The sequence below is a fragment of the Caulobacter sp. CCNWLW153 genome (genome assembly GCF_036889365.1).
GTDB classification, from domain to species: domain Bacteria; phylum Pseudomonadota; class Alphaproteobacteria; order Caulobacterales; family Caulobacteraceae; genus Caulobacter; species Caulobacter radicis.
Genome location: NZ_JBAKFV010000006.1, coordinates 246903 through 267122 on the forward strand (window position 1 = coordinate 246903; position 20220 = coordinate 267122).

General features: G+C 68.3%; 23 protein-coding genes. 9 read left to right on the forward strand and 14 right to left on the reverse strand.

Annotated features, from left to right (window positions below; genetic code table 11):
* Positions 1 to 46: 46 nt before the first annotated feature.
* Positions 47 to 1576, reverse strand: a complete 1530-nt coding sequence (locus V6S85_RS12045) for a cation:proton antiporter (RefSeq protein ID WP_116566224.1) — start codon at positions 1574 to 1576, stop codon at positions 47 to 49.
* Between the two features lie 163 nt (positions 1577 to 1739).
* On the opposite strand from V6S85_RS12045, the gene V6S85_RS12050 reads away from it, so the two are divergent.
* Positions 1740 to 2651, forward strand: a complete 912-nt coding sequence (locus V6S85_RS12050; RefSeq protein WP_116566226.1) for a LysR family transcriptional regulator — start codon at positions 1740 to 1742, stop codon at positions 2649 to 2651.
* A gap of 22 nt (positions 2652 to 2673) precedes the next feature.
* Here the strand turns inward: V6S85_RS12050 and V6S85_RS12055 are convergent, their stop codons facing one another.
* The 8 genes from V6S85_RS12055 to V6S85_RS12090 all read right to left on the reverse strand — a co-directional run bounded on the left by V6S85_RS12055 (position 2674) and on the right by V6S85_RS12090 (position 7914).
* Positions 2674 to 2943 carry an Atu4866 domain-containing protein gene (locus V6S85_RS12055; protein WP_116566314.1) on the reverse strand — a complete coding sequence of 90 codons (270 nt, stop codon included), beginning with the start codon at positions 2941 to 2943 and terminating at the stop codon, positions 2674 to 2676.
* 122 nt (positions 2944 to 3065) lie between these two features.
* Positions 3066 to 3809: an SDR family oxidoreductase gene (locus V6S85_RS12060; RefSeq protein WP_116566228.1), complete on the reverse strand. Its 744-nt coding sequence runs from the start codon at positions 3807 to 3809 to the stop codon at positions 3066 to 3068.
* Between the two features lie 34 nt (positions 3810 to 3843).
* Entirely contained in the window at positions 3844 to 4131 is a 288-nt protein-coding gene (locus V6S85_RS12065) for a putative quinol monooxygenase (protein ID WP_116566230.1), read from the reverse strand.
* Positions 4132 to 4154: 23 nt separating this feature from the next.
* Entirely contained in the window at positions 4155 to 4988 is an 834-nt protein-coding gene (locus V6S85_RS12070; protein ID WP_116566232.1) for an SDR family NAD(P)-dependent oxidoreductase, read from the reverse strand.
* 137 nt (positions 4989 to 5125) lie between these two features.
* A complete protein-coding gene (locus tag V6S85_RS12075) occupies positions 5126 to 5413 on the reverse strand; it encodes a DUF1330 domain-containing protein (protein WP_116566234.1) in 288 nt (95 codons plus the stop codon).
* Positions 5414 to 5490: 77 nt separating this feature from the next.
* Positions 5491 to 5940: an ester cyclase gene (locus V6S85_RS12080; RefSeq protein ID WP_116566236.1), complete on the reverse strand. Its 450-nt coding sequence runs from the start codon at positions 5938 to 5940 to the stop codon at positions 5491 to 5493.
* A gap of 131 nt (positions 5941 to 6071) precedes the next feature.
* Complete coding sequence (locus tag V6S85_RS12085) at positions 6072 to 7268, reverse strand: SGNH/GDSL hydrolase family protein (protein WP_116566238.1); 1197 nt, start codon at positions 7266 to 7268, stop codon at positions 6072 to 6074.
* Between the two features lie 19 nt (positions 7269 to 7287).
* Positions 7288 to 7914, reverse strand: coding sequence for a response regulator transcription factor (locus tag V6S85_RS12090; RefSeq protein ID WP_116566240.1), 627 nt, complete (start codon positions 7912 to 7914; stop codon positions 7288 to 7290).
* Between the two features lie 393 nt (positions 7915 to 8307).
* Here V6S85_RS12090 and V6S85_RS12095 point away from each other — a divergent pair, with 393 nt between their 5' ends.
* The 5 genes from V6S85_RS12095 (at position 8308) to V6S85_RS12115 (ending at position 12495) form a co-directional block, all read left to right on the forward strand.
* Positions 8308 to 8514: a hypothetical protein gene (locus V6S85_RS12095; protein ID WP_334349025.1), complete on the forward strand. Its 207-nt coding sequence runs from the start codon at positions 8308 to 8310 to the stop codon at positions 8512 to 8514.
* 129 nt (positions 8515 to 8643) lie between these two features.
* Positions 8644 to 9558 (forward strand): helix-turn-helix domain-containing protein, encoded by a 915-nt coding sequence (locus tag V6S85_RS12100; protein ID WP_116566243.1) that lies wholly within the window; start codon positions 8644 to 8646, stop codon positions 9556 to 9558.
* 441 nt (positions 9559 to 9999) lie between these two features.
* Positions 10000 to 10746, forward strand: coding sequence for an SDR family oxidoreductase (locus tag V6S85_RS12105; RefSeq protein ID WP_116566245.1), 747 nt, complete (start codon positions 10000 to 10002; stop codon positions 10744 to 10746).
* Between the two features lie 90 nt (positions 10747 to 10836).
* Entirely contained in the window at positions 10837 to 11715 is an 879-nt protein-coding gene (locus V6S85_RS12110; RefSeq protein WP_334349026.1) for a flavin reductase, read from the forward strand.
* Between the two features lie 93 nt (positions 11716 to 11808).
* Positions 11809 to 12495 carry a TetR/AcrR family transcriptional regulator gene (locus tag V6S85_RS12115; RefSeq protein WP_116566249.1) on the forward strand — a complete coding sequence of 229 codons (687 nt, stop codon included), beginning with the start codon at positions 11809 to 11811 and terminating at the stop codon, positions 12493 to 12495.
* A 71-nt stretch (positions 12496 to 12566) separates the two neighbouring features.
* On the opposite strand, the gene V6S85_RS12120 is transcribed toward V6S85_RS12115, so the two are convergent.
* Complete coding sequence (locus V6S85_RS12120) at positions 12567 to 13460, reverse strand: LysR family transcriptional regulator (RefSeq protein ID WP_116566251.1); 894 nt, start codon at positions 13458 to 13460, stop codon at positions 12567 to 12569.
* A 113-nt stretch (positions 13461 to 13573) separates the two neighbouring features.
* On the opposite strand from V6S85_RS12120, the gene V6S85_RS12125 reads away from it, so the two are divergent.
* A complete protein-coding gene (locus V6S85_RS12125) occupies positions 13574 to 14404 on the forward strand; it encodes an SDR family NAD(P)-dependent oxidoreductase (protein WP_116566253.1) in 831 nt (276 codons plus the stop codon).
* A gap of 40 nt (positions 14405 to 14444) precedes the next feature.
* Here the strand turns inward: V6S85_RS12125 and V6S85_RS12130 are convergent, their stop codons facing one another.
* Positions 14445 to 15446, reverse strand: coding sequence for an MBL fold metallo-hydrolase (locus V6S85_RS12130; RefSeq protein WP_165828765.1), 1002 nt, complete (start codon positions 15444 to 15446; stop codon positions 14445 to 14447).
* Here V6S85_RS12130 and V6S85_RS12135 point away from each other — a divergent pair.
* Positions 15436 to 16464 carry a LysR family transcriptional regulator gene (locus V6S85_RS12135; RefSeq protein WP_165828766.1) on the forward strand — a complete coding sequence of 343 codons (1029 nt, stop codon included), beginning with the start codon at positions 15436 to 15438 and terminating at the stop codon, positions 16462 to 16464. The two genes, V6S85_RS12130 and V6S85_RS12135, sit on opposite strands and share 11 nt — an antisense overlap.
* A gap of 14 nt (positions 16465 to 16478) precedes the next feature.
* On the opposite strand, the gene V6S85_RS12140 is transcribed toward V6S85_RS12135, so the two are convergent.
* The 3 genes from V6S85_RS12140 to V6S85_RS12150 form a co-directional block, all read right to left on the reverse strand.
* Positions 16479 to 16721 (reverse strand): hypothetical protein, encoded by a 243-nt coding sequence (locus V6S85_RS12140; protein ID WP_133244739.1) that lies wholly within the window; start codon positions 16719 to 16721, stop codon positions 16479 to 16481.
* A 92-nt stretch (positions 16722 to 16813) separates the two neighbouring features.
* Positions 16814 to 17329, reverse strand: coding sequence for a GNAT family N-acetyltransferase (locus tag V6S85_RS12145; protein WP_207780718.1), 516 nt, complete (start codon positions 17327 to 17329; stop codon positions 16814 to 16816).
* Positions 17326 to 17913, reverse strand: coding sequence for a TetR/AcrR family transcriptional regulator (locus tag V6S85_RS12150; protein WP_116566260.1), 588 nt, complete (start codon positions 17911 to 17913; stop codon positions 17326 to 17328). Before V6S85_RS12150 ends, V6S85_RS12145 begins: the two co-directional genes overlap by 4 nt.
* 116 nt (positions 17914 to 18029) lie before the next feature.
* On the opposite strand from V6S85_RS12150, the gene V6S85_RS12155 reads away from it, so the two are divergent.
* A complete protein-coding gene (locus V6S85_RS12155; protein ID WP_334349027.1) occupies positions 18030 to 20204 on the forward strand; it encodes a TonB-dependent receptor in 2175 nt (724 codons plus the stop codon).
* The last annotated feature ends 16 nt before the right edge of the window (positions 20205 to 20220 follow it).

Genomic DNA, 20220 nt, shown 5'->3' on the forward strand with positions numbered 1-20220 from the left:
TAATCCACAGGCGAGCCTGGCCTTCAGTTTCGCTGGCGGGTCTCGTCTAGCGGGCGCTCAGTTCCAACCAGTCGTATTCTTCCTCGAGCTGACGGAACGCGTCGTCGCCGATCTGGCCCTGCCGTCGCAACTGGGCGATCGCCGCGCGCGAGGCGGCGACCATGCGCTGCCGCAGGAGATTCTCCATCGAGTCGCCCGGCGCCGCGCCGGCCCGGGTGCGCGCCAGGGCCGCGGCATATTCCCGGCGAAGGCCGTCCGCCCAGGGCTCGGTCTCGCCTTGGATCGCCGCCAAAGCCGCCTCCAGCGCCCGCTCTTGGGCCAGCTTCAACTCGCCCGGCACCGGGTCTTCCGGGTCCAGCTTCAAGGCCGACAGCAAGGGCTTGAGGGTCAGGCCCTGGATCACCAGGGTTCCCAGGACCACGGTGAAGGCCGTCAGCAGGATCAGGTCGCGGAACGGAAAGTCCTGTGGCAGGCCCAGGGCCGCGGCCAGGGAGACGATGCCGCGCATGCCGCACCAGGACACCAGCAGGCCGCCGCGCGCGGTCGGGATGGCCATGCCCCGTCGCGCCAGGCGGGCGCCGAACAGGCGGTTCTTCAGGCGGATGGCGCTGTTGTAGCTCATCACCCAGGCGATGCGCACGCCGATCACCGTGGCCAGGACCGCCAGGGCCACGCCCAGATAGTCCAGCCGCCTGGCCGGCGTCAGGGTTTCAAGGATGGGGCCCAGCTGCAGGCCGATCAGCGTGAAGGCCAAGACGTTCAGGACCAGGGTCGCGGTCTCCCAGACGGCGAAGGAGGGAATCCGAAGTCTTGGCGACATCGGCTCACCGGGCCTCCAGGCGCTGGCCAGGCCATAGCAGACGATGGTGATGACCCCCGAAAGCCCCAGGTGCTCGGCGGCGATCCACACCCCGAAGGTGGTGACGAATTGCACGATCACCGAGCTGGGCGGATCCTGGATCATGGCCAGCACCGGATGAGACAGGCGGGCAAGGCCAAGTCCGGCGATGACGCTGCCGACGGCCACGCCCGCGAAGGTCGGGGCGGCGTGGGTCAGGCTGAAGCCGCCGACGCTGGCGGCGACGGCGACCTTGTAGATCAGCAGGGCCGAGGCGTCGTTGAGCAGGCTTTCGCCCTCGAGCACCTTGAGGATGCGATGGGGCGGGTGGATGGCGCGCAACACCGCCAGCGCGGCCACCGCATCGGGCGGCGCGACGATGGCGCCCAGCACGATGGCCGCCGCCCAAGGCATGGCGGGAACCAGGGCGTGGACCACCAGCGCCACGCCCAGGGTGGTCAGGCCGACCGCGGCCAGCACCAGCGAGGTCACCGGCCGCCAGTTGTCCTTCAAGTCGCGCCAGGAGGCGTCATAGGCCGCGTCCAGCAGCACCGGGGCCACGAACAGCGCCAGGATCAGCTCCGGATCCAGCGACAGTCGCGGCGACCCTGGCGTCAGGGCCACCATCGCGCCGCCGACGGCCAGCAGGGCGGGGTAGGGCACGCCCAGTTTTCGCGCCAGGGCCGAAAGCGCCACCGCGCCAAGCAGCAGCACGAGGATCCATTCAAAAACCGGCACGGCGGCCTCCTGTCGCGGGGGTGGATGAGGTCGGTCTGGCGCTGAACGGCGGCGGGCGATCCTGTCGCAAAGCCAACAGGATCGAGGCGATGGCGGCGGCATTGATGAGGTTCCGGCGCATAATCATTGCGCTGGCCGCGCGCCTGCGACAGGGTCGCGCACCATGGATCCCCATATTCAAGGCCAAGAGTACGCCCAGCTTCGCGCCTTCGTCGCCGTGGCGCAGCTGGCCAGCTTCAGCCGGGCGGCCGAGCAACTGGGCATTTCGCCCTCGGCGCTCAGCCAGACCATACGCCTGCTGGAAGAGCGTCTGGGCGTGCGATTGCTCAACCGCACGACCCGCAGCGTCGCGCCGACTCCGGCGGGCGGGGCGCTGCTGGCCCGCCTGGCGCCGGCCATGGGCGAGATCGCCGCGGCGGTCGGGGCGGTCGGCCGCTTCCGCAGCGCCGCGGCGGGCACGGTGCGCCTGCACAGCAGTCGCCTGGCTTCGGCGGTCTTCGTCGAGCCGATGCTGGCCAGCTTCCATGCGGCCTATCCCGACATTGTGCTGGACCTGACGATCGACGATGCGGTGGTCGACATGGTGGCTGGTGGATACGACGCGGCAATCCGCCCCGGCGAGGTCATCGAAAAGGACCTGATCGCCGTGCGCATCGGCCCCGACCATCGGCAACTGGCCGCGGCCTCTCCGGCCTATCTGGCCGCCCACGGCGCGCCCGAAGCGCCGGCCGATCTTCACCAGCATCATTGCCTGCGCTGGCGTTGGTCGGGGCGCGCCACGCCCTATAATTGGGAGTTCTACAAGGACGGCGCCTGGTTCGAGGTCGCCGTCGATGGTCCGCTGATCGTCAATGAGCGCTCGGCCATGCTGCGCGCGGCGATCGACGGCCTGGGCATCGGTTTCTTTACCAGCCTGGAACTGGCCGGCCCCGTCTCGGAGGGGCGGCTTACGCCGCTCTTGGAGGCCTGGACTCATCCCTATCCAGGCTACGCGATCTGTTATCCGCGCCAGCGCCAGATGGCCCCGGCCCTGCGGGCTTTCATCGACGCCTTGCGCGCCTTCGCCGACCAATGACGCAAGGGGCCGGGGCAAGCCTTCAGGTCCGCCGATAGAGGATCATGCCGGCGTGGTGCAGGACGCCGTCGATAAAGTCGCCATCGGCGGTGAATCCGGTGTCGTCGACATAGTCTATATGGTCGCCAGTGACGACATAGCGGCCCTGATAGGCGCTTTCCTTGGCGCCGCGCGCCTCGTCGTAGCGGCCGTTGGGCAGGAGGTTGTGCCGAATGCGGCCATCGGCCGTCACCCACATGCCGACATAGGGATGAGGCGCGGTGGGCGAGCCGGGGGCGGAGGTCTTGGTCATGATCGAAACCTTGGGCGTTTGGAGATGGGGCGGGGCGCTGAGCGCGGACGCCGCCGCGCCTAGCGAGACTACGGCGGCCAGCGGCGCGCGCCAGCCGTGGGAGAGGCGCGCGCCGGCCATGGCTAGAACGGGCTCGCGGTCGGGCGGATGATGATTTCGCTGGTGTCGACGTCCCGGGGCTGCTGGACGGCGAAGCGGATGGCGCGGGCGATGGCGTCGGGTTTGATCGAGATCGCCCGGAACGCCTTCATCTCCTCGCGCCCCTTGGCGTCGCTGATGCTCTCGGCCAGTTCGGACTCCACCACGCCGGGGCTGATCACCGTCACTCGCAGCTTGTCGTTCTCCTGGCGCAGGCCCTCGGAAATGGCCCAGACCGCGAACTTCGTGGCGCAGTAGACCGCCGCGGTCGGCGAGACCGCGTGCGCTCCGATCGAGGCGATGTTGATGATCTGGCCCTCTTCCTGGGCGGTCATGATCGGCAGGACCGCGGCCACGCCGTGCAGCACGCCGCGAATATTGACGTCGATCATGGCGTCCCATTCGTCGACCTTCAGCGAGGCCATCGGCGAGAGCGGCATGACCCCGGCGTTGTTGACCAGGACGTCCACGCGGCCGAACTCGGCCCGGGCGGCCTCGACGAACGCGGCGGTGTCGCTCCGGGAGGTTACGTCCAGGGCGCGCGCCCGCGCCACGCCGCCGGCGCTGGTGATTTCGGCGACGAGACGTTCGAGGCGATCGACGCGGCGTGCGCCCAGCACGACGATGGCGCCCTCGGCGGCCAGCAGACGGGCGGCGGCTTCGCCGATGCCGCTGCTGGCCCCGGTGATCAGGATGACTTTGCCTTGCAGGCTCTCGGAAATGCTCATGGAAGGTCTCTGGCGTCTGGGGCGGTCAGGCCGCTTAGAAGGGGGTGAAGGCGCGCAGGTCCAGCTCGCCCTCGACAAGCTCGGGGAGGCGGGCGACGAAGGCCTGCATGTGCGGCTGCTGGAAGTGGGCGGAGAGGATCTCGGCCGACTCCCAAGTCTCGTAGGCCATCCACAGCTGCGGATCGTCCTTGGACTGATGGATGATGTAGGTGATGCAGCCGTCCTCGGCGAGCGAGGGGGCCACCAGGGCCTGCAGGGCCTGGCCAAGGGCCTGGCTCTGCCCTGGCAGGGCGCGGATGAAGGCAAGGTTGGTGTGGGCCATGGAGGTCTCCAGTCTGGCGAGGGTCAATCGGTGAAGTCGGCGGCGCGGGTGAGGACCTCCCAGCGCGCGGCGTCCTCGTCGAAGCGGTCCAGGCGCGCCCGCGCCCGGGTCAGGGCCGCCGCGCCCAGCAACAGGTCCACCGGCGGCTCGTCGGCCTCGACGATCTCGAGGATCGCCCGCGCCGCCTTGGCCGGGTCACCGGCCTGGACCCCGGCCCGGGCCATCAGGGCCTGTGTGGCCTGGCCGCTGGCGCTGGCCTCGTAGGCGGGGATCGTCGCGGCCGTGCGCCGCATCGAGTGGTCCGACAGGAAGTCGGTGCGAAACGGTCCGGGCGAAACGGTCGTGGTCCAGATCCCGAACGGCGCGGCCTCCTGGGCCAGACTCTGGGTCAAGGCCCATAGCGCCGACTTTGACGCCGCATAGAGGCCCGCGCCCGGCGCCGGGGCGATCGCCGCCACCGACGAGATGTTCAGGATGTGGCCGCGCCCGCGCGCGCGCATGTGCGGCAGGGCCGCGCGCAGCACCGCCAGGGGCGCGAAGACGTTGACGGTGAACTGCCGCTCGATCTCCTGGGCGCTGGCCGCCTCGATCGGACCGATCAGGCCATAGCCGGCGTTGTTGACCACCACGTCCAGGCGCCCGTGCAGGGCGTGGGCCTGGTTGACGACCAAGGCCACGCCTTCCAGGTCCGTGGCCTCGAGGGCCAGGATGTTCAGGCGCGGCCCTGAAAGGCCCTCCGGCGCGACGCCGTCGCGGGTCGTGCCGATGACCATATGGCCAGCCGCCAGGGCGGTCTGGGCCAGAGCCAGTCCGAGCCCTCGCGACACCCCGGTGATGAACCAGACCTTTCGGGCCATATCGCTGTCTCCTGTCGCCCGCCGGGATGGCCCGGCCGGGTGAAGAGGGTTCTAGCCCTGGTGCTGGAGCCGGATAATCGGGGTTGAGGCGCCAGGGCTTGTTAGCTGGGGCGATAGAATTGCGGCCCGCCGTCGCCCTAGAGGCCGTCGACCGCCATCATGCTCGAGCGGGAGGCGGCTTGGCGTTGGCGGGCCAGAGGGGCGTACTCGGGCGAGGCGAACAACGCCTCGATCGCCGCGCGGTCCGGGAACTCCAAAAGCACGATGTTGGTCGAGGTCCAGGCGCCTTCGAGCGTCAGGGGCGCGGCGTCCAGGGCCAGGGCGCGGCCCCCGTACTTTTCCACCAAAGGCAAGGCCTTGGTGCGGTAGTCCTCGATGGCGGGCAGGTCGAAGATGTCGAGGTCGCCGATCAGATAGGCGGGCATGGGGGCTCTCCGGGCGCGCGCCGCAGCGTGGCGCGCGCCATATGTCCAATGGAATTGTTGGAAGGGTCGCTGGGGCCTCAGGCGGCCAGGCGATGCGGGGCCAACTGGGCCAGCAGGCCGTAGAAGTCGAAGTAGGAGTCGGCCCGGATGATCTTGCCGCCTTCCAGCCGATAGACGTCGCAGAAGTTCACCTGCATCGCCACACCCGTCGGGGCCAGCACGCCGGCGGGCGAGTTGAACACCCCGCGATGGGTGCCCCGTCCGATCCCCTGGGCCACGACGTGGTCGCCCAGGGCCACCAGGCTCTGGACCTCGCAGGTGGCGTCCGGGAAGATCTCGAACCAGCTTTTCCAGGGGCCGATGATGGCCTCGGGGCCCGTCGAGGTGAAAGCGAAGGGCACGTCCAGCCACTCGCTGCGGTCGCAGCCGAAGGCGGCGATGGTCTCCAGGTCCTTGGCGTTGACCGCGTCGTAGAGCCCGCGAATGAGGGCGGCGTTGTCCTGGATGGCGTTGTCTTGGGAGGTCATCTGAAGGCTCCAACTCGCCGAGCCACCGGGCCCGGCCTGAGCCTCAAATCTGTCGCCGACCCGGGGGCGGCGAAATTGTACATGGCGATAATATACCTTCGGACAACGCCCGCTGGCCGGCTTGCCCCAGCTCAAGCCGCAAACAGCGCCAGGTCCACCGACTCGCCCAGGACGCGGTAGCCTTCGTCGCTGCCGTGCAGGAAGTCGCCGCAATGGAACCGGGCGAGCAAGGACTGCGGGTCGGCCGGGTCACGCAGAGCCGCGTCGAAGTCGAGCACAGCGTCGAACAGGCCGCCGTGGCGGATGAACGCGTTGATGGCCTGGCGGGCCTCCTCGGCGCGCGCCGACCAGAACATCGAGCCCTTGAACGGCAAGAGCGTCGCGCCATAGACGGCCAACCCCGCGCCCCGGGCCCGATCGACGATCTGGCGATAGGCTGCGACGACAAGCGCCGGGTCAGCCATGATGGCGCCGGGCGGCGACATGGCCGCGGCGAAATCGCCGGTCATCCCGCCATAGGCGAAGCCGAGGTCGTTGACGCCCTGGAAGACGATGAGGGCGGCCACGCCCGGCAGCGCCAGGACGTCACGGTCCAGCCGCGCCAAGGCGTTGACGCCGGCTCCAACCCCATCATTGAGCAGGCGATTGCCCCCGATGCCCTGGTTGGCGACCGCCCAGGGCGCGCCGGCGCGGCTTGCCAGCCGCTCGGCCAGGACGTCGGGCCAGCGACGGTCCAGGCCGGGGCTGGAGCCGACCCCGTCGGACAGGGAGTCGCCGATCACCGCCAGGGTGCGCGCCGCACCTAGCACCTCGACGCTGGCCAGGAAGCATCGCATCGGGGTGGTGTCGGCCACCACGAAGGGGCGATCAACGAAAGCGCCGCGCGGAGAGATTTCAGTCGGGAAAAGGCCGACCGGGTGGGCCGTGGCGGGGCCAGGGGCGCTGTCCACATGCAGCACGATGGCCAGGCGGCTCAAGGCCGCCAGCGGCCGCTCGATCGGATCGCTGACCATGGTCGCTCCCGGCGGAACCTGAAGGGCGCGCGCCCCAGCGAAGGTCAGGGGCTGGGCGCTGCCGGGACGTTCGCGGCCGTCCGGGCAGACCACCGCTGTTCGCGCCGAGCCGATCCGCAGCGGGGCGCGGCCATAGAGATTGCTCAGGCGCACTCGAAAGGCTTGGCCGCCGGCTGACAGCCGAACCACCTGGCGCAAGGTCTGATCAGAAAAGCTTGGGGTCGTCGTCATCGGCCCGATGGCGACGTTGGGCGGGGAGGCGGCGGCCGACCAGCTGACAGCCCAGCGCGGCCAATGGAGAGAACGGGAGTTCATGCGACGTGCCGAGGCGGGCTCACGGGGCCGGCGAGGTCGGCGGCACGCCGAGCTTTTCGGCGATGTGGACGAGGTCGACCAAGGTGCGCGCGCCCATCTTGTCCATGACCCGGCGCTTGTGGACCTTGGCGGTGATCTCCGAGGTGCCCAGGGCGCCGGCCATCTGCTTGATCATTTTGCCGCTGATCGTCAGTCTCAGGACTTCGCGTTCTCGCGGCGTGAGGGTCTCCAGTCGCGCCCTTAGGCCCTGGAGTTCCAACGCTTGGGCCAGGCTCTGGCGCGCCTGTCCGAGCGCGGCGTCCACCGCGTTCAGCAGCAGGGTCTCGTCGATGGGCTTGGTGAGGAACTCCTGCGCCCCGGCCTTGATCGCCTGAACGGTGATGGGAATGGTCCCGTGGCCGCTCATGAAGATGATCGGCAGATCCACGCCCTGGGCGACCAGGCGCTGCTGGAGGTCCAGGCCGTTCAACTCGGGCATCCGTACGTCCAGCAGCAGGCAGGACGGTCGCCCGGGCGTCCAGGCCGACATGAAGCCAGCCGCATCGCCGAAGGCGCGGACCTCAAGATCGGCCGATTCCAGAAGCGCGCTCAGCCCGCCGCGCACGGCTTCGTCGTCATCGACGATATAGACCAGGGGGGCGGTCATGGGATGGCCGAACCCATCGGATCGTTCAGGCAAGGCCGAGCTCGCGAATGGCGCATAAGGGTCTCGTCGTGTTTGCGGCTTGCCGGCCTCCGCCGGCCACGGCGGGCGTCCGGAATCAGATTGCCGCCGATGACTTAGGGCGTCGGGCCCGCGAAGTGAACACCTATTCACTTCGGGGCTCGCGTCGCTGTTCCGCTGCGCTCGGCGTTGGCGTCTGGGCGTCGGAAATGATCATTTCTTCCGCGACGGACGTCTGCGTGATGGGACGGGGCAGGGGGCTTCGGACGCCGCCTTGGGCCCGGATCGAGCTTGGCCGTTATACCCCTGTCCAATAGATCTTCGGCGCGCGCCGTGGCCTCCTCGTCCCGATGACGTCGGATGAGGAGACACCACATGACCGTGGACGCGCGGGTTCTCCTGGGCGGCGAGGTCGAAGCGCTCGACAGGATCTGGGACCGCCTCGGAGCGGCTCGCACCTTCGTTGGACGCGACGACGATCTGGTCGCCAGCATGCTGGAGCAGGCCATGGACCAACTGGCCGACGTCACCGGCCGGCTGGCCGCGCCGATCGGGCGCGCCAGCGCGCGCTCGGCGGCCTGAGCGCTGGGCGCGTGAGGGCCGACATCTTGTCGTCCTTTAGCGGCGCCCCAAGTCATGGCAGCGCCGTGCGCTTCGAAAAGCCGACGAAGGGCGTCGAGGATCGCACCACCAGCCGGAAACGAGGCAATCATGACGCTAGACCTGGACGCCGCCGCGCCGCGCAGTTCGGCCGAGGCGCTCGACCAGCGCCTGGCGGGCCGGGCCCTGGCGCGCGGTCGTGGTCCGGCCTGGAAGGATCTCGTCGTTCAACTCTACTCCCGTGATCCGGTGGAGACCGGCGTGGTGGTTCCGGCCGTCGCCGAACCCCTCATCGTCTGGGTGCTGTCGGGCGCGGCGGTCGTCGAGGAGCGCGAGCTGGGCGGATCCTGGGCGGCCAATACGGTCCGCGTCGGCGATTTCTTTCTCACGACCTCGACCACACCCTATGAGCTTCGCTGGCGCTCCACCCACCCCTCCGAGCCGTTCGAGGTCATGCACCTCTATCTGGGCCTGGAGATCCTCCGGCGCGCGGCCGAGGACGTGGACGGGCCTGGCGCGAGTTTGGCGCTTCGCGAAGTCTCCGGTGAGCGCGACGCGGTTCTGTCCCATCTGTTGGAGCCCCTGCGCCTGGAGCTGGCCCAAGAGGGGCGGCCCAGCGCGCTCCTTGTCCAGGGCCTGGCCCAAGCCTTGGCGGTGCACCTTCGCCGTAACTATGCCGATCGAGCTCAGCCTGCCCGCCGTCCCAGCGCCCTGCCGGCTTACCGTCTTCGGCGAGTGATCGAGGCGATGGAAGAGCGGTTGGCCGAGCCCTTCAGCCTGTCGACCCTGGCGCAGGCGGCGGCCATGAGCCCCTTTCATTTCAGTCGACTGTTCAAGGCCGCCACCGGCCTGTCGCCCTCTCGCTACTTCATTCGGCTGCGCATGGCGCGCGCGCGCCGGCTGCTGCGCGAGACCCAAGCCAGCATCATCGAGATCGGGCTGGAGGTCGGCTACGCGAGCCCAAGCCATTTCGCCCAGATTTTTCGAAGGGAAGTCGGGGTGACGCCGAGCGACTATCGCGCTTAGCGGCAAGTTTGGCGCAAGATCACGACAGCTTCCGCAAGCCCCCGAGAGCAGGGCGTCGCCGAGTTGAATACGGTTCAGGGGTCATCAGCGAACGGGTTGGCCCCCTTAGGGCGGCTAGCTTCGGATCGCTGCCCACCCTGGAGACCGCCCATGCCGCCGCAAGATATCGACAGCTGACCCGAACGGCCGTCGGCCGGCCGAGCTACCAGCCGCCGGCGTCGACAGTTCTACGGGGGCGCGATAATTCTCAAGCGCGCCGGAAGTTCCAAAAGTCAAGATCAAGTCGTTGCAAGAATTGGAATGCTAGACGTCGGTATAATAGCCGCACGTATAACAGACGAGATTGCACGTCTTCTCTAGGCTTTCATCGCGGCCAAAGCGCCGTGCGCAATCCTGGCCGCGGGCCTCCCCCGCCGCGGCCCTGTTTGAAGGATCATCGAAATGGACATTCAAGGTAAGGTCGCGCTGGTCACCGGCGCCTCGAGCGGCATCGGCGAAGGCGTCGCCCGCAAGCTGGCCGCCGCTGGCGTCAAGGTCGGCCTGGCCGCCCGCCGCATCGACACGCTCAACAAGATCGTCGACGAGATCACCGCCGCCGGCGGCCAGGCCACGGCCATCGAGATGGACGTGACCGACACCGCCGCCGTCGAGGCCGGGGTCCAGAGCCTGGTCGCGACCTACGGCTCGCTCGACATCCTGCTCAATAACTCGGGCCTGATGCCGCTGTCGGACATCGACAGTCTGAAGACCGACGAGTGGCGCCGGATGATCGACGTCAACATCCAGGGCGTGCTGAACGTCACGGCCGCGGTGCTGCCGACGATGATCGCCCAAAAGAACGGCCACATCTTCTTCACCTCCTCGATCGCCGGCCGCAAGGTCTTCAAGGGTCTCTCGGTCTACTGCGCGACCAAGCACGCCGTCTCGGCCTTCGCCGAAGGCCTGCGGATGGAGATCGCCCCCAAGCACAATATCCGCGTGACCAGCCTGCAGCCGGGGGCGGTGGCCACCGAGCTCTACGATCACATCACCGACAAGGACTATCGTCAGCAGATGGACGATCTGGCCGGCTCGATGGTGTTCCTGCAGCCCGAGGACATCGCCGAGACCCTGCTGTTCGCCCTCAAGGCGCCTGACCACGTCGATATCGCCGACATGTTCATCATGCCCACCCAGCAGGGCTGGTAGCCGGCATGGGCGTCCTGCCGATCCCAGCGGGGCAACGGCAGGACGCCCTTACGGCCCGTCTTCCATCGTCATTCGTCAGAGGGAATTTCCATGCCCAACCTGACTGTCGTCGCCGTCTTCAGGGCCCTGCCGGGCAAGGCCGAGGCTCTGGGCGAGGGCCTGCTGGCCTTGGTCGATCCTACGCGTCGCGAAGCTGGCAATCTCCGCTACGAGATCGGCCAGTCGATCGATGAACCCGAGGCCTGGCTCGTCCAGGAGATATGGCGCGAGCCGGCCCCAGGAGGTCGCTGCGGCCGTCGCCTTCCAGACCTGCACCGATGGCGGTCCGGAATGGGGCAAGTAGCCCAGCGCGCCATCCAAGCGGCGGGCCGGCCATCGGGCCCCGCCAAACCGTCCCTGGAGACCAGACCTTCCATGACCCAAGCCAAGCACGACTACCCGCTCGACCAGACCCGACGGTTCCTGGAGACCGGCCCCATCGTCCTGATCTCGTCAGCCTACGAAGGCGAAACCAACATCATGACCCTGGGCTGGCACATGATGCTCGGTTTCGCCCCGGCCCTGGTGGGGACCTACATCTGGACCGGCAATCACAGCTACGACCTGATCCGCCAGAGCGGCGAGTGCGTCATCAATCTGCCGACCGTCGACCTCCTCGACGCGGTGGTCGCCGTGGGCAACAGCACCGGCGGCCGTAGCGACAAGTTCGAGAGCATTGGCCTGACGCCCGTCCCCGCCCAGCGGGTCGGCGCGCCGCTCATCGCCGAGTGCTACGCTAATTTTGAGTGCCGTCTGATCGACGACAGTCAGGTCGACCGGCGTGGGCTGTTCATCTGGGAGGTCGTCAAGGCGCACGTCGCCGGCGAGCCCGACGCGGTCGAGACCCTGCACTATCGTGGCGAGGGCCTGTTCATGGTCGCCGGACGAACGGTGTCGCGTCGCGAGCGCTTCAAGCCCCAGAACCTTTAGTCGCGCGCCTGACCCAAGCCGCTGTTTGACGCCTTGGCGATTGGCCTTAGACCTGCGACCAAGGGCCGATGAACGGCCGGGCGGCGCGGCGGCATGGGGAAGAGCGCGATGGAGGCCAAGGGGCCGAAAAAGGCGGAACGCGCCCGTATCCGGGTCGCAGACGCCTCGCGCTCGCCCAAGGGCCGCTATCATCACGGCAATGTCCGCCAGGAGCTGATGGCGGCCACCCTGCAGATCGTCGCCGAAAAGGGCGTCGAAAAGGTTTCCCTTCGGGAGGCCGCCCATCGGATCGGCGTCGCGCCCAGCGCGCCGTTTCGGCACTTCGCCTCGCGCAACGCCCTTCTGCTGGCGATCGCCGAGGAGGGCATCGCAAGGCTTGCGCAGGCCTATGCGCCGGTTAGGGCGACAGCGGGGCAGGCGCCGCCCCTCGATCACATCCAGGCGCTGGGCCATGCCTATCTCGGCTGGGCCTATGACAACGCCTTGCACCTGCAGATCCTGTGGACGCCGCTTTTCCTGGACAGCTCGGCCTCGACCTTCATCGTCGAAACCTCGGTCGAACTCCTGGACATGTGGGAAAGCGCCTTCCGGGCGGCCGCCTGCGACATGCGCCCAGGCGTCGATCCCGTCATGGCCGCCTTCGCCGCGCGCACCCAGATGTATGGTCTGGCCCGCATGTGGACCGATGGGACCTTCTATGAGGAAGGATACGTGGCCGATCCGGTGGCCACCATGCGGGCGGCCTTCAGCCATCACATCGACGGCCTGCGCAGGCGCTGATCCTCGCGAATGGCAAGCCACCTAAACCTGTCCGGCGGTTGGCGGTGGGTTTGGGAGCCATCGGCCGAAGGTCAGACCCGCTCGCGCAGGGCCTGGATCAAGGCGGTCATGGCCGGCGGTGTCTGCCGACGGCTCGGATAGTAGAGAAAGTAGCCGGGGAAGGGCGGGCACCACTTCTCGAGCAAGCGCACCAGCCGCCCGTCGGCGAGGGGCTCGCGCACCTGGTCCTCGAAGAGATAGGCCACGCCCACGCCCGACAGCGCCGCGCCCAGGATGAGGTCGCCATCGTTGAACACGGCCGGGCCCTCGACCCGGACCTCAAACCTGCGGCCCTTGTCGCTGAACTCCCATCCATAGAGCCCGCCCGATGTGGCCAGCCGGTAATTGATGCAGCGATGGGCCGCCAGATCACGGGGGCACGCCAGGGCCGGGGCTCTGGCCAGGTATCCGGGGGCGGCGACGACGGCCGCTCGCACGTCAGGACCGACCCGAACGGCGATCATGTCCTTGGCCACCTTCTCGCCAAACCGGATCCCGCCGTCGAAACGGCCGGCGACGATGTCGGTGAAACCATCGTCGATCTCCACCTCGACGATGATATCGGGATAGTCGGCCAGAAACCCGGCCAGCATCGGCTCGATCAGCGATGTGGCGGCATGCTTGACCATGGTCAGCCGCACCGCGCCGGCCGGCTTGGCGCGCGTTTGGCCCAAGGCCGCCAAGCTGGCCTCGATTTCCGTCAGGGCCGGCCGCAACCCCTTGAGCAAATCCTCGCCGGCTTGGGTCGTCGCCACGCTGCGCGTGGTGCGCGCCAGAAGGCGTACGCCCAAGCGCGCCTCCAGGGCGCTCATCGCGTGGCTCAATCCAGATGGTGACATGCCCAGCTTGGCGGCCGCGCGGGTGAAGCTGCCCTCGGCGGCGACCAAGGCGAAGGCGGCCAGATCGTCCAATTCGCTGCGGCGCATTGATGCACTCCATGCACAAGTGCATGTCAGATACCGCATCTAATCTCCCATAACCAGCCGCGCTATCTGAGGGTCAAGTCAGGCCGCAACGGGCGGCCGCTGGAGCAAGCACAATGTCGAAAGTCTGGTTCATCACCGGCGCCACCCGCGGGATCGGCGCTGAAATCGCCAAGGCCGTCCTGGCCGATGGCGGGCGCGTGGTCGCCACCGGTCGAAGCGCCAAGGCTGTCGAGGCGGCCCTAGGGGCCTGCGATCGTCTGCTGGCCGTCAGCCTTGACGTCAATGTCGCGGGCCAGCCGGAAGCTGCGGTCGAGGCGGCGATCGCCCGCTTCGGGCGCATCGACGTCCTGGTCAACAATGCCGGCTACGGGCTGGTCGGCGCGCTGGAAGAGTACAGCCCCAAGGAACTGGCGGCCCAAATGTCGACCAACCTCCTGGGCCTGGCGGCGGTGACCAAGGCGGTCTTGCCGACCCTGCGCGCCCAGAAGGCTGGCCACATCTTCAACATGTCTTCGGCCGCCGGCCTGGCGGGTTTTGCTGGGGCCTCCGGCTACAGCGCCAGCAAGTTCGCCGTCGAGGGGCTCAGCGAGAGCCTGGCGGCCGAGGTCGCGCCGCTCGGCGTCAAGGTGACCATTGTTGAGCCGGGCTACTTCCGCACCGACTTCCTCAAGTCCGACTCCGTGGTCTTCGCCCAAGCGGAAATCGCCGCCTATGAGGCCACGGCCGGCGAGGCCCGGCGTGTGGCCAAGGCCATGAACGGCGCCCAGGGCGGGGATCCGCGAAAACTGGCGAAGGCGCTGCTGACCCTGGCCGCCGCCGACAATCCGCCTCTGCGCTTCCTGGCGGGCGCCGACGCGGTGGGTCTGCTCGATCATGTCTTGAGCACGCGGCGCGCCGAGGCCGACGTCTGGCGCGACCTCTCCCTGGCCATGGCCCTCGACTAGAGCGGCGCCGGACGATGGGCGATCGTCCGGGCCCTGAGGCTCAATCGCGGTCGGTGAAGGCCACCGGGTAATAGTGATAGCCCCGGCCTTCGACCCGAAGACGGCCAACACCGGGAAACTCCAGGTGGGGGCCGGCGATCAACACGCCTTGAGCGGCGTAACGCGCCAGTTGCGCCTGCCGCTGATCGCGGGCGGCGGCCTGGTCGACATCATAGGTGATGGTCACCTCCGGCCTTGCGAACTGCACCGGGCCGGCGTGGATCATGTCGCCGATGAACACCAGGGTCTGGCCCTGGCTGGTCAGCTCGTAGGCCATATGGCCTGGCGTGTGGCCCGGGGTGGGACGCGCGACCAGGCCGGGCGCGAAGGTCTTCTCGCCGCTGAAGAGGTCCAGCCGACCGGCCCGCCGGTAAGGACCCAGCATGGCGGCGGCTTCGTCATAGTGGCGAGCCGGCACGTCGGCGACCGTGATCGTGCGATCAAGGAAAAGGTCGCCGTCGGAGCGGCCTGCGTGAACGGTGGCGTTGGGGAATATGGCCCGTCCGTCGCGCGCCAAGCCGCCGGAGTGGTCAGTATGGATGTGGGTGATCAGGATGTCGTCGATCTGGTCTGGCCGCACCCCGACGGCGGCCAAGCGATCGAGCAGTCGTCCGCCCGCGGGGCCAAACAGCGCTCCCGCACCGGTGTCGACCAGGATCCGACGCCCCTCCAGCTCGATCAGGAAGGCGTTGATCGAGGTCTCGAGCGGGTCGCCGCGATCGGCCGCGCTCAGGGCCTGGGTCAGCGCCGTCTTATCGATGCCGTGCAGCAGTTGTCCCGCCGGCAGGGGCAAGGTCCCATCGCTGAGCGCCGTGACCCAAACCGCGCCAAGCTTGAAGCGATAGATCCCGCCTGTCACGGGGCGCGGCTGAACGCTTGAGCTCGCGCTGGACGGCGCGGCGGGCGCGCTCGCCTTTGCCGCCTGGGCGTGAGCGTAGGGCGCGGCGCACGACAGGCTCACGGCCAGGGCCAGAGCGGCGGGCGTTAGAATCTTGGTTCGCATCGAAGCCTCCTTGAACGGCCTGCAGATGGCCTGCGACAGCCGCCCTTGGAAGGCGCGCGCAACGATGGCACCTATCGACGGCATCGATAGCGCCAGGCCAACCACCATGAACGACCCTTCAGAGCCCGAACTCGATGTCGCCTTGCTTCGCGCCTTTCGCGCCTTGCTCGACGAAGCCAGCGTCACACGCGCCGCGGTGCGTCTGGGCCTAAGCCAGTCGAGCATGTCCGCGCGTCTGAGCCGTTTGCGTAAGGCCTTCGGCGATCCGCTGTTTGTCGCCATTCAAGGGGGGAGGGGCCTTGCGCCAACGCCGCTGGCCGAACGGGTCGCGCCTGAGCTCGGAGAGGTTCTCGATCGATTGGAACGATTGCCGCGCCTGGCCGCGCCCTTCGAACCGAGCAGTGCGTCCAGGAGCTTCACCCTGGCCTTGCCGGACATGCCCGCCGCGGTGATCGCTCCGGCCCTGACCCGCCGCCTGGCGATGCGCGCGCCTGGCGTGCGTCTGGCGTTCGTGGCGCCCCAGGCGGCCGCGCAGGGTTTGGAACGCGGCGCGGTCGATCTTCTGTTGGCCGGACGAGAGGCCCTCGCGCCGGAGCTGATCCAGCGTCCTCTGTGGCGCGACGCGTTCCTGACCGCCAGCGGCACGCGCGTTTACGAAGCTCAAGGCTTGGATCTGGACGCGTTCTGCGCGGCTGAACACCTGGTGGTCGGTGAGCGGCTCGAAGGCTTCGAAAGCCACGTCGACCGGGCGCTGGCCGTCCTTGGGCGCAAGCGACGCGTCACCCGGCTGGTGCAGAGCTACGGCTTGGCGCCGGGGATCCTGACGGGCCAGGATCTTCTCTGCACCTTGCCCGCCAAGTTCCTGCGCCTGCACGCCACGACGCTTTGTCTCCACGCGCCGCCGCTCGCGCTCGAGCCCCTCGCCCTTCATGCGGCCTGGCACCCCAAGAGCAGCGCTGACCCCGGTCATGCGTGGCTGCGCGCCGAGCTCTTCCAGCTGATGCGCGATGAAGCCTAGGACCTGTGACGGCCCTAGCAGGCTCGCGGAAGCGGAAAGTGGGTAGTGAGGAAGTCGTCGATCATCCGCGCGCCGGTTTCCCACAGCGCGTCGGCGGTGTCCTGGTCGGGCGCGGCCTCGACCGCGCGGGTGATCTTGTCGACCTGCCGGCCCAGATGGGCATAGGCTTTTGCCTGCTCGGCGCTGAGCCGCCCCGCGTCCAGGTCGTCGCGCACGTACATCACGTGGCTGAGGATCTGCTCGGCGTGCGCCGTCATCGCCGCTCCCATGACCCCCGAGCGCGCATGCAAGACCAAGACGCCACCGGCGGCAAGACCGGTCCTTGCGCCTCGAGCCTCTGCGCGAACGTTCAAGTCATGAGGCGGCGCTCGAACAGGGTCACCGGGGCGTCTCGATAGACCCCCTGACGAAACGGCGCATAGCCGAGCTTTTGCGAAAGCCGGATCGAACCCAGATTGGCCGGATCGATGATGCACACCGTGCGCCCGCCAGGGCGGCGTTCTTCCAGCCAGGCATGCGCCGCGGCGGCCGCTTCCAGCGCCAAGCCCGCGCCGTGCGCCCAGCCCATCAGCATCCAGGCCGCTTCGGGCGCGCCGTCGAAGTCCGCGCCCAGGCCTCGATGGAAGTCGGCCAGGCCCGCCTCGCCAACGAACCGGCCGGTTTGACGTTCAAAGACCGCGAACATTCCAAAGCCAAGCTGGCTCCAATGGCCCGCATAGCGCAGCAGCCGATGCCAGCACTCTTCCTCACTGGTCGGCAGCCCCCGGATGAAGGCGGTGACGGCCGGATCGCGCGCCAACGCCACGACATGGGCCAGGTCGTCAACGGTGTGCGGCCGCAAGGTCAGTCGAGGCGTGTCGATCACGATGACGCGCGGGTCTCGACAAAACAACGCAGGCCGGCGGCGATCTCGGGCCGCAGGTCCTCCAGCGGCCGGTCGCTCGCCAGAGCGATCCACAGCATGCCGTCAATCAGGGCGCTCATGGCCATCGCCGTTTGACGGGCGCTCATCTTCAGGCCGATCTCGCCCTTGTCGGCGAGGCGCTGCAGCTGCTCGGCGAACAGATCCAGCGACTGCTCGAGGATCGGCTTGAACGCCTCGTGGAGATGGCCCGGATGGACGCTTTCGGCGTGCAGGTGCAGGCGGTTGCGCACGATGGTCTCCAGGTCGAATCCCATCTGGCCGTCGGGGGAGGAGGCCATGGCCACGAACGCCTCCCAGGTGTCGGGCAGGCTGGTCTCGGTCATGCCGCCAAAGCGCAAGGCCGCGGCGATGATGTCGTCCTTGTTGGCGAAGTGCACATACAGCGAGCCGGCCGACAGGCCAGCCTTGCGCCAGATGTCGGCGATGGTGGTGCGCTCCACGCCCTTGTCGGCGATGCACAAGATCGCGGCCCGCACGATCCGTTCGCGCTGGGCGCTCATGTGTCCAGGATCACGCTTGGGCATTGGCCGTCCAAAAAGAGCGCACGTTCGCTAATTCCTCCTGATCGCCCGTTCGAGCGCCATTGACAACGACAATATAAAGAATGAGCGTCCGTTTTGTTAAACCAAGAGGGGCTGACATGACGGCGCGTTGGTTGGGGCAGGGCACAGCCCTGTTGATGACGGTTGGAACACCGGTGTGGGCGCAGCAAGCCGCTGAGCCGGCCAAGCTCGACGAGATCATCGTCACGGCGCAGAAGCGTGAGGAGCGTCTGATCGATGCGCCTCAGTCGATCACCGCCCTGGCGGCGGCGGATCTGGCCCGGCTGGACGCGGTTCAGTTTCGCGACTTCGCCAATACGGTGCCGGCCTTGTCGTTCACGACGGCGGGCGTCGGCCAGACCCAGGTCTCGCTGCGGGGCGTCACGGCGGGCGTCGATATCGGACCAACCGTCGGGGTCTATGTCGACGATGTGCCCTACGGCTCCAGCAGCGCTTTTTCCAACGCCTCGTCCCTGGCGCTCGATGTCGGGCTCTTTGACCTGGATCGCATCGAGGTCCTGCGCGGACCGCAGGGCACCCTTTACGGGGCTGGGGCCATGGGCGGGGTGTTGCGCTACATCAGCCAGGCGCCCGATCCGACCGCCTTCGCGGCCAAGGCCCAGGCGGGCCTGTCCTCGACCTCCGGCGGCGCGATCGGCGCCAACGGCGCGGCCGTGGTCAACGCGCCGCTCGGCGAGGACGCAGCGCTTCGGACCAGCGCTTTCTATTCGCGTGACGGCGGGTTCGTCGACAACGTCGCCCTGGGCGACAAGAACGTCGACGCCTCGAACGTCTATGGCGGCCGTCTGGACCTGGCGCTGACGCCCACCGACTCCCTGAAGATCCGCCTGACCGGCTTTGCCCAGGAGATCGGGCGCGACGGCACGCCGTCTGTCGATTTCACCCTGTCTGGCCAGCGCGTCGATGGCGAGCGCCAGCAGCGCAGACTGAAGGCCGAGCCCTTTGACCAGTCGTTCCGCCTCGCCAGCGCGAGCATCGACTACGACCTGGGGCCCGCGACCCTGACCTCGATCTCCAGCTACCAGACAGTGGACTCCACGTTCCGCCAGGACGCCTCGGCCGTCTATGTGCCGGTGCTCGGCGGCTTTAGCCTGGCGTTCAGCGCCGTGGCCATCGATCAGCGCCGTTCGACGGACAAGTTCACCCAGGAGGTGCGCCTGGCCTCGAACGGCGACACGCGACTGCAGTGGCTCGTCGGGGGCTACTATACCGACGAGGACAGCGATAATCGCCAGCACGTGGTGGCCTACGATCCAGCCGGCGCGGTCTCGCCGATCGATCTGGCCACTGTGGCCATTCCCAGCCGCTACGAGGAGATCGCCGCCTTCGGCAATCTGACCGTCAAGGTCACCGACGCCTTCGACATCACCGGCGGCGTCCGCTACGCCCGCAACGACCAACGGTTCGAGCAGATCGGTTCAGGCGTGCTGATCGGCTCGACGCCGGTGTCCCGGGCCAAGGACGAGGTGGTCACCTACCTGGCCAACGCCCGCTATCGCCTTGGCGGACGCCAGACCGTCTATGCCCGTTTCGCCACAGGCTATCGTCCCGGCGGTCCCAATTTCGTCGTCAACGACCCGGTGAGCGGCGCGCCCCTCGCCCCGGCCACCTTCGCCTCCGACAGCCTGAAAAGCTATGAACTGGGCTACAAGGGCGAGACCGCCGACCGGCGCTTCAGCCTCGACCTGTCGGCCTATCACATCGACTGGCGCGACATTCAGGTGACCACGGCCGCCGGCGGCGTCTCGGTGATCGCCAACGCCGGGGCGGCCAAGATCGACGGCGGAGAGGCCACCCTGGTGGCGAGGCCGACCTCGGCCCTGACCCTGAGCGGCGCCTTCGCCTACCAGGACGCCCGCCTGGCGCAGGACGCCCCGCTGCTGGGAGCGCTCAAGGGCGACCGTCTGCCCAATGTCGCCAAGCTGACGGCCGCCGTGCTGGCCGACTACCAGCTCAGCAGCCAGGGCCTGCGGCCCACGCTCGGCGCGACGGTGCGCTATGTCGACGATCGTTCGGCCTCGTTCGACGCCAATGCGGGCCTGCCGCAATACGAGCTCCCGTCCTACGTGACGGTGGACCTTCGCCTTGGCCTGAGCCTGCCGCGCGCCGACGTGCAGCTCTACGCACGCAACCTCTTCGACGAGGAAGGCCAGCTGTCGGCCGCCACGGTGCTGTCGTCCGTCGGTGGTCCCGCCCAGGTCACCGTCCTGCAGCCGCGTACGCTCGGCGTGCGGGTGACCGCCCGGTTCTGAACCCTGTTAGAGTTTG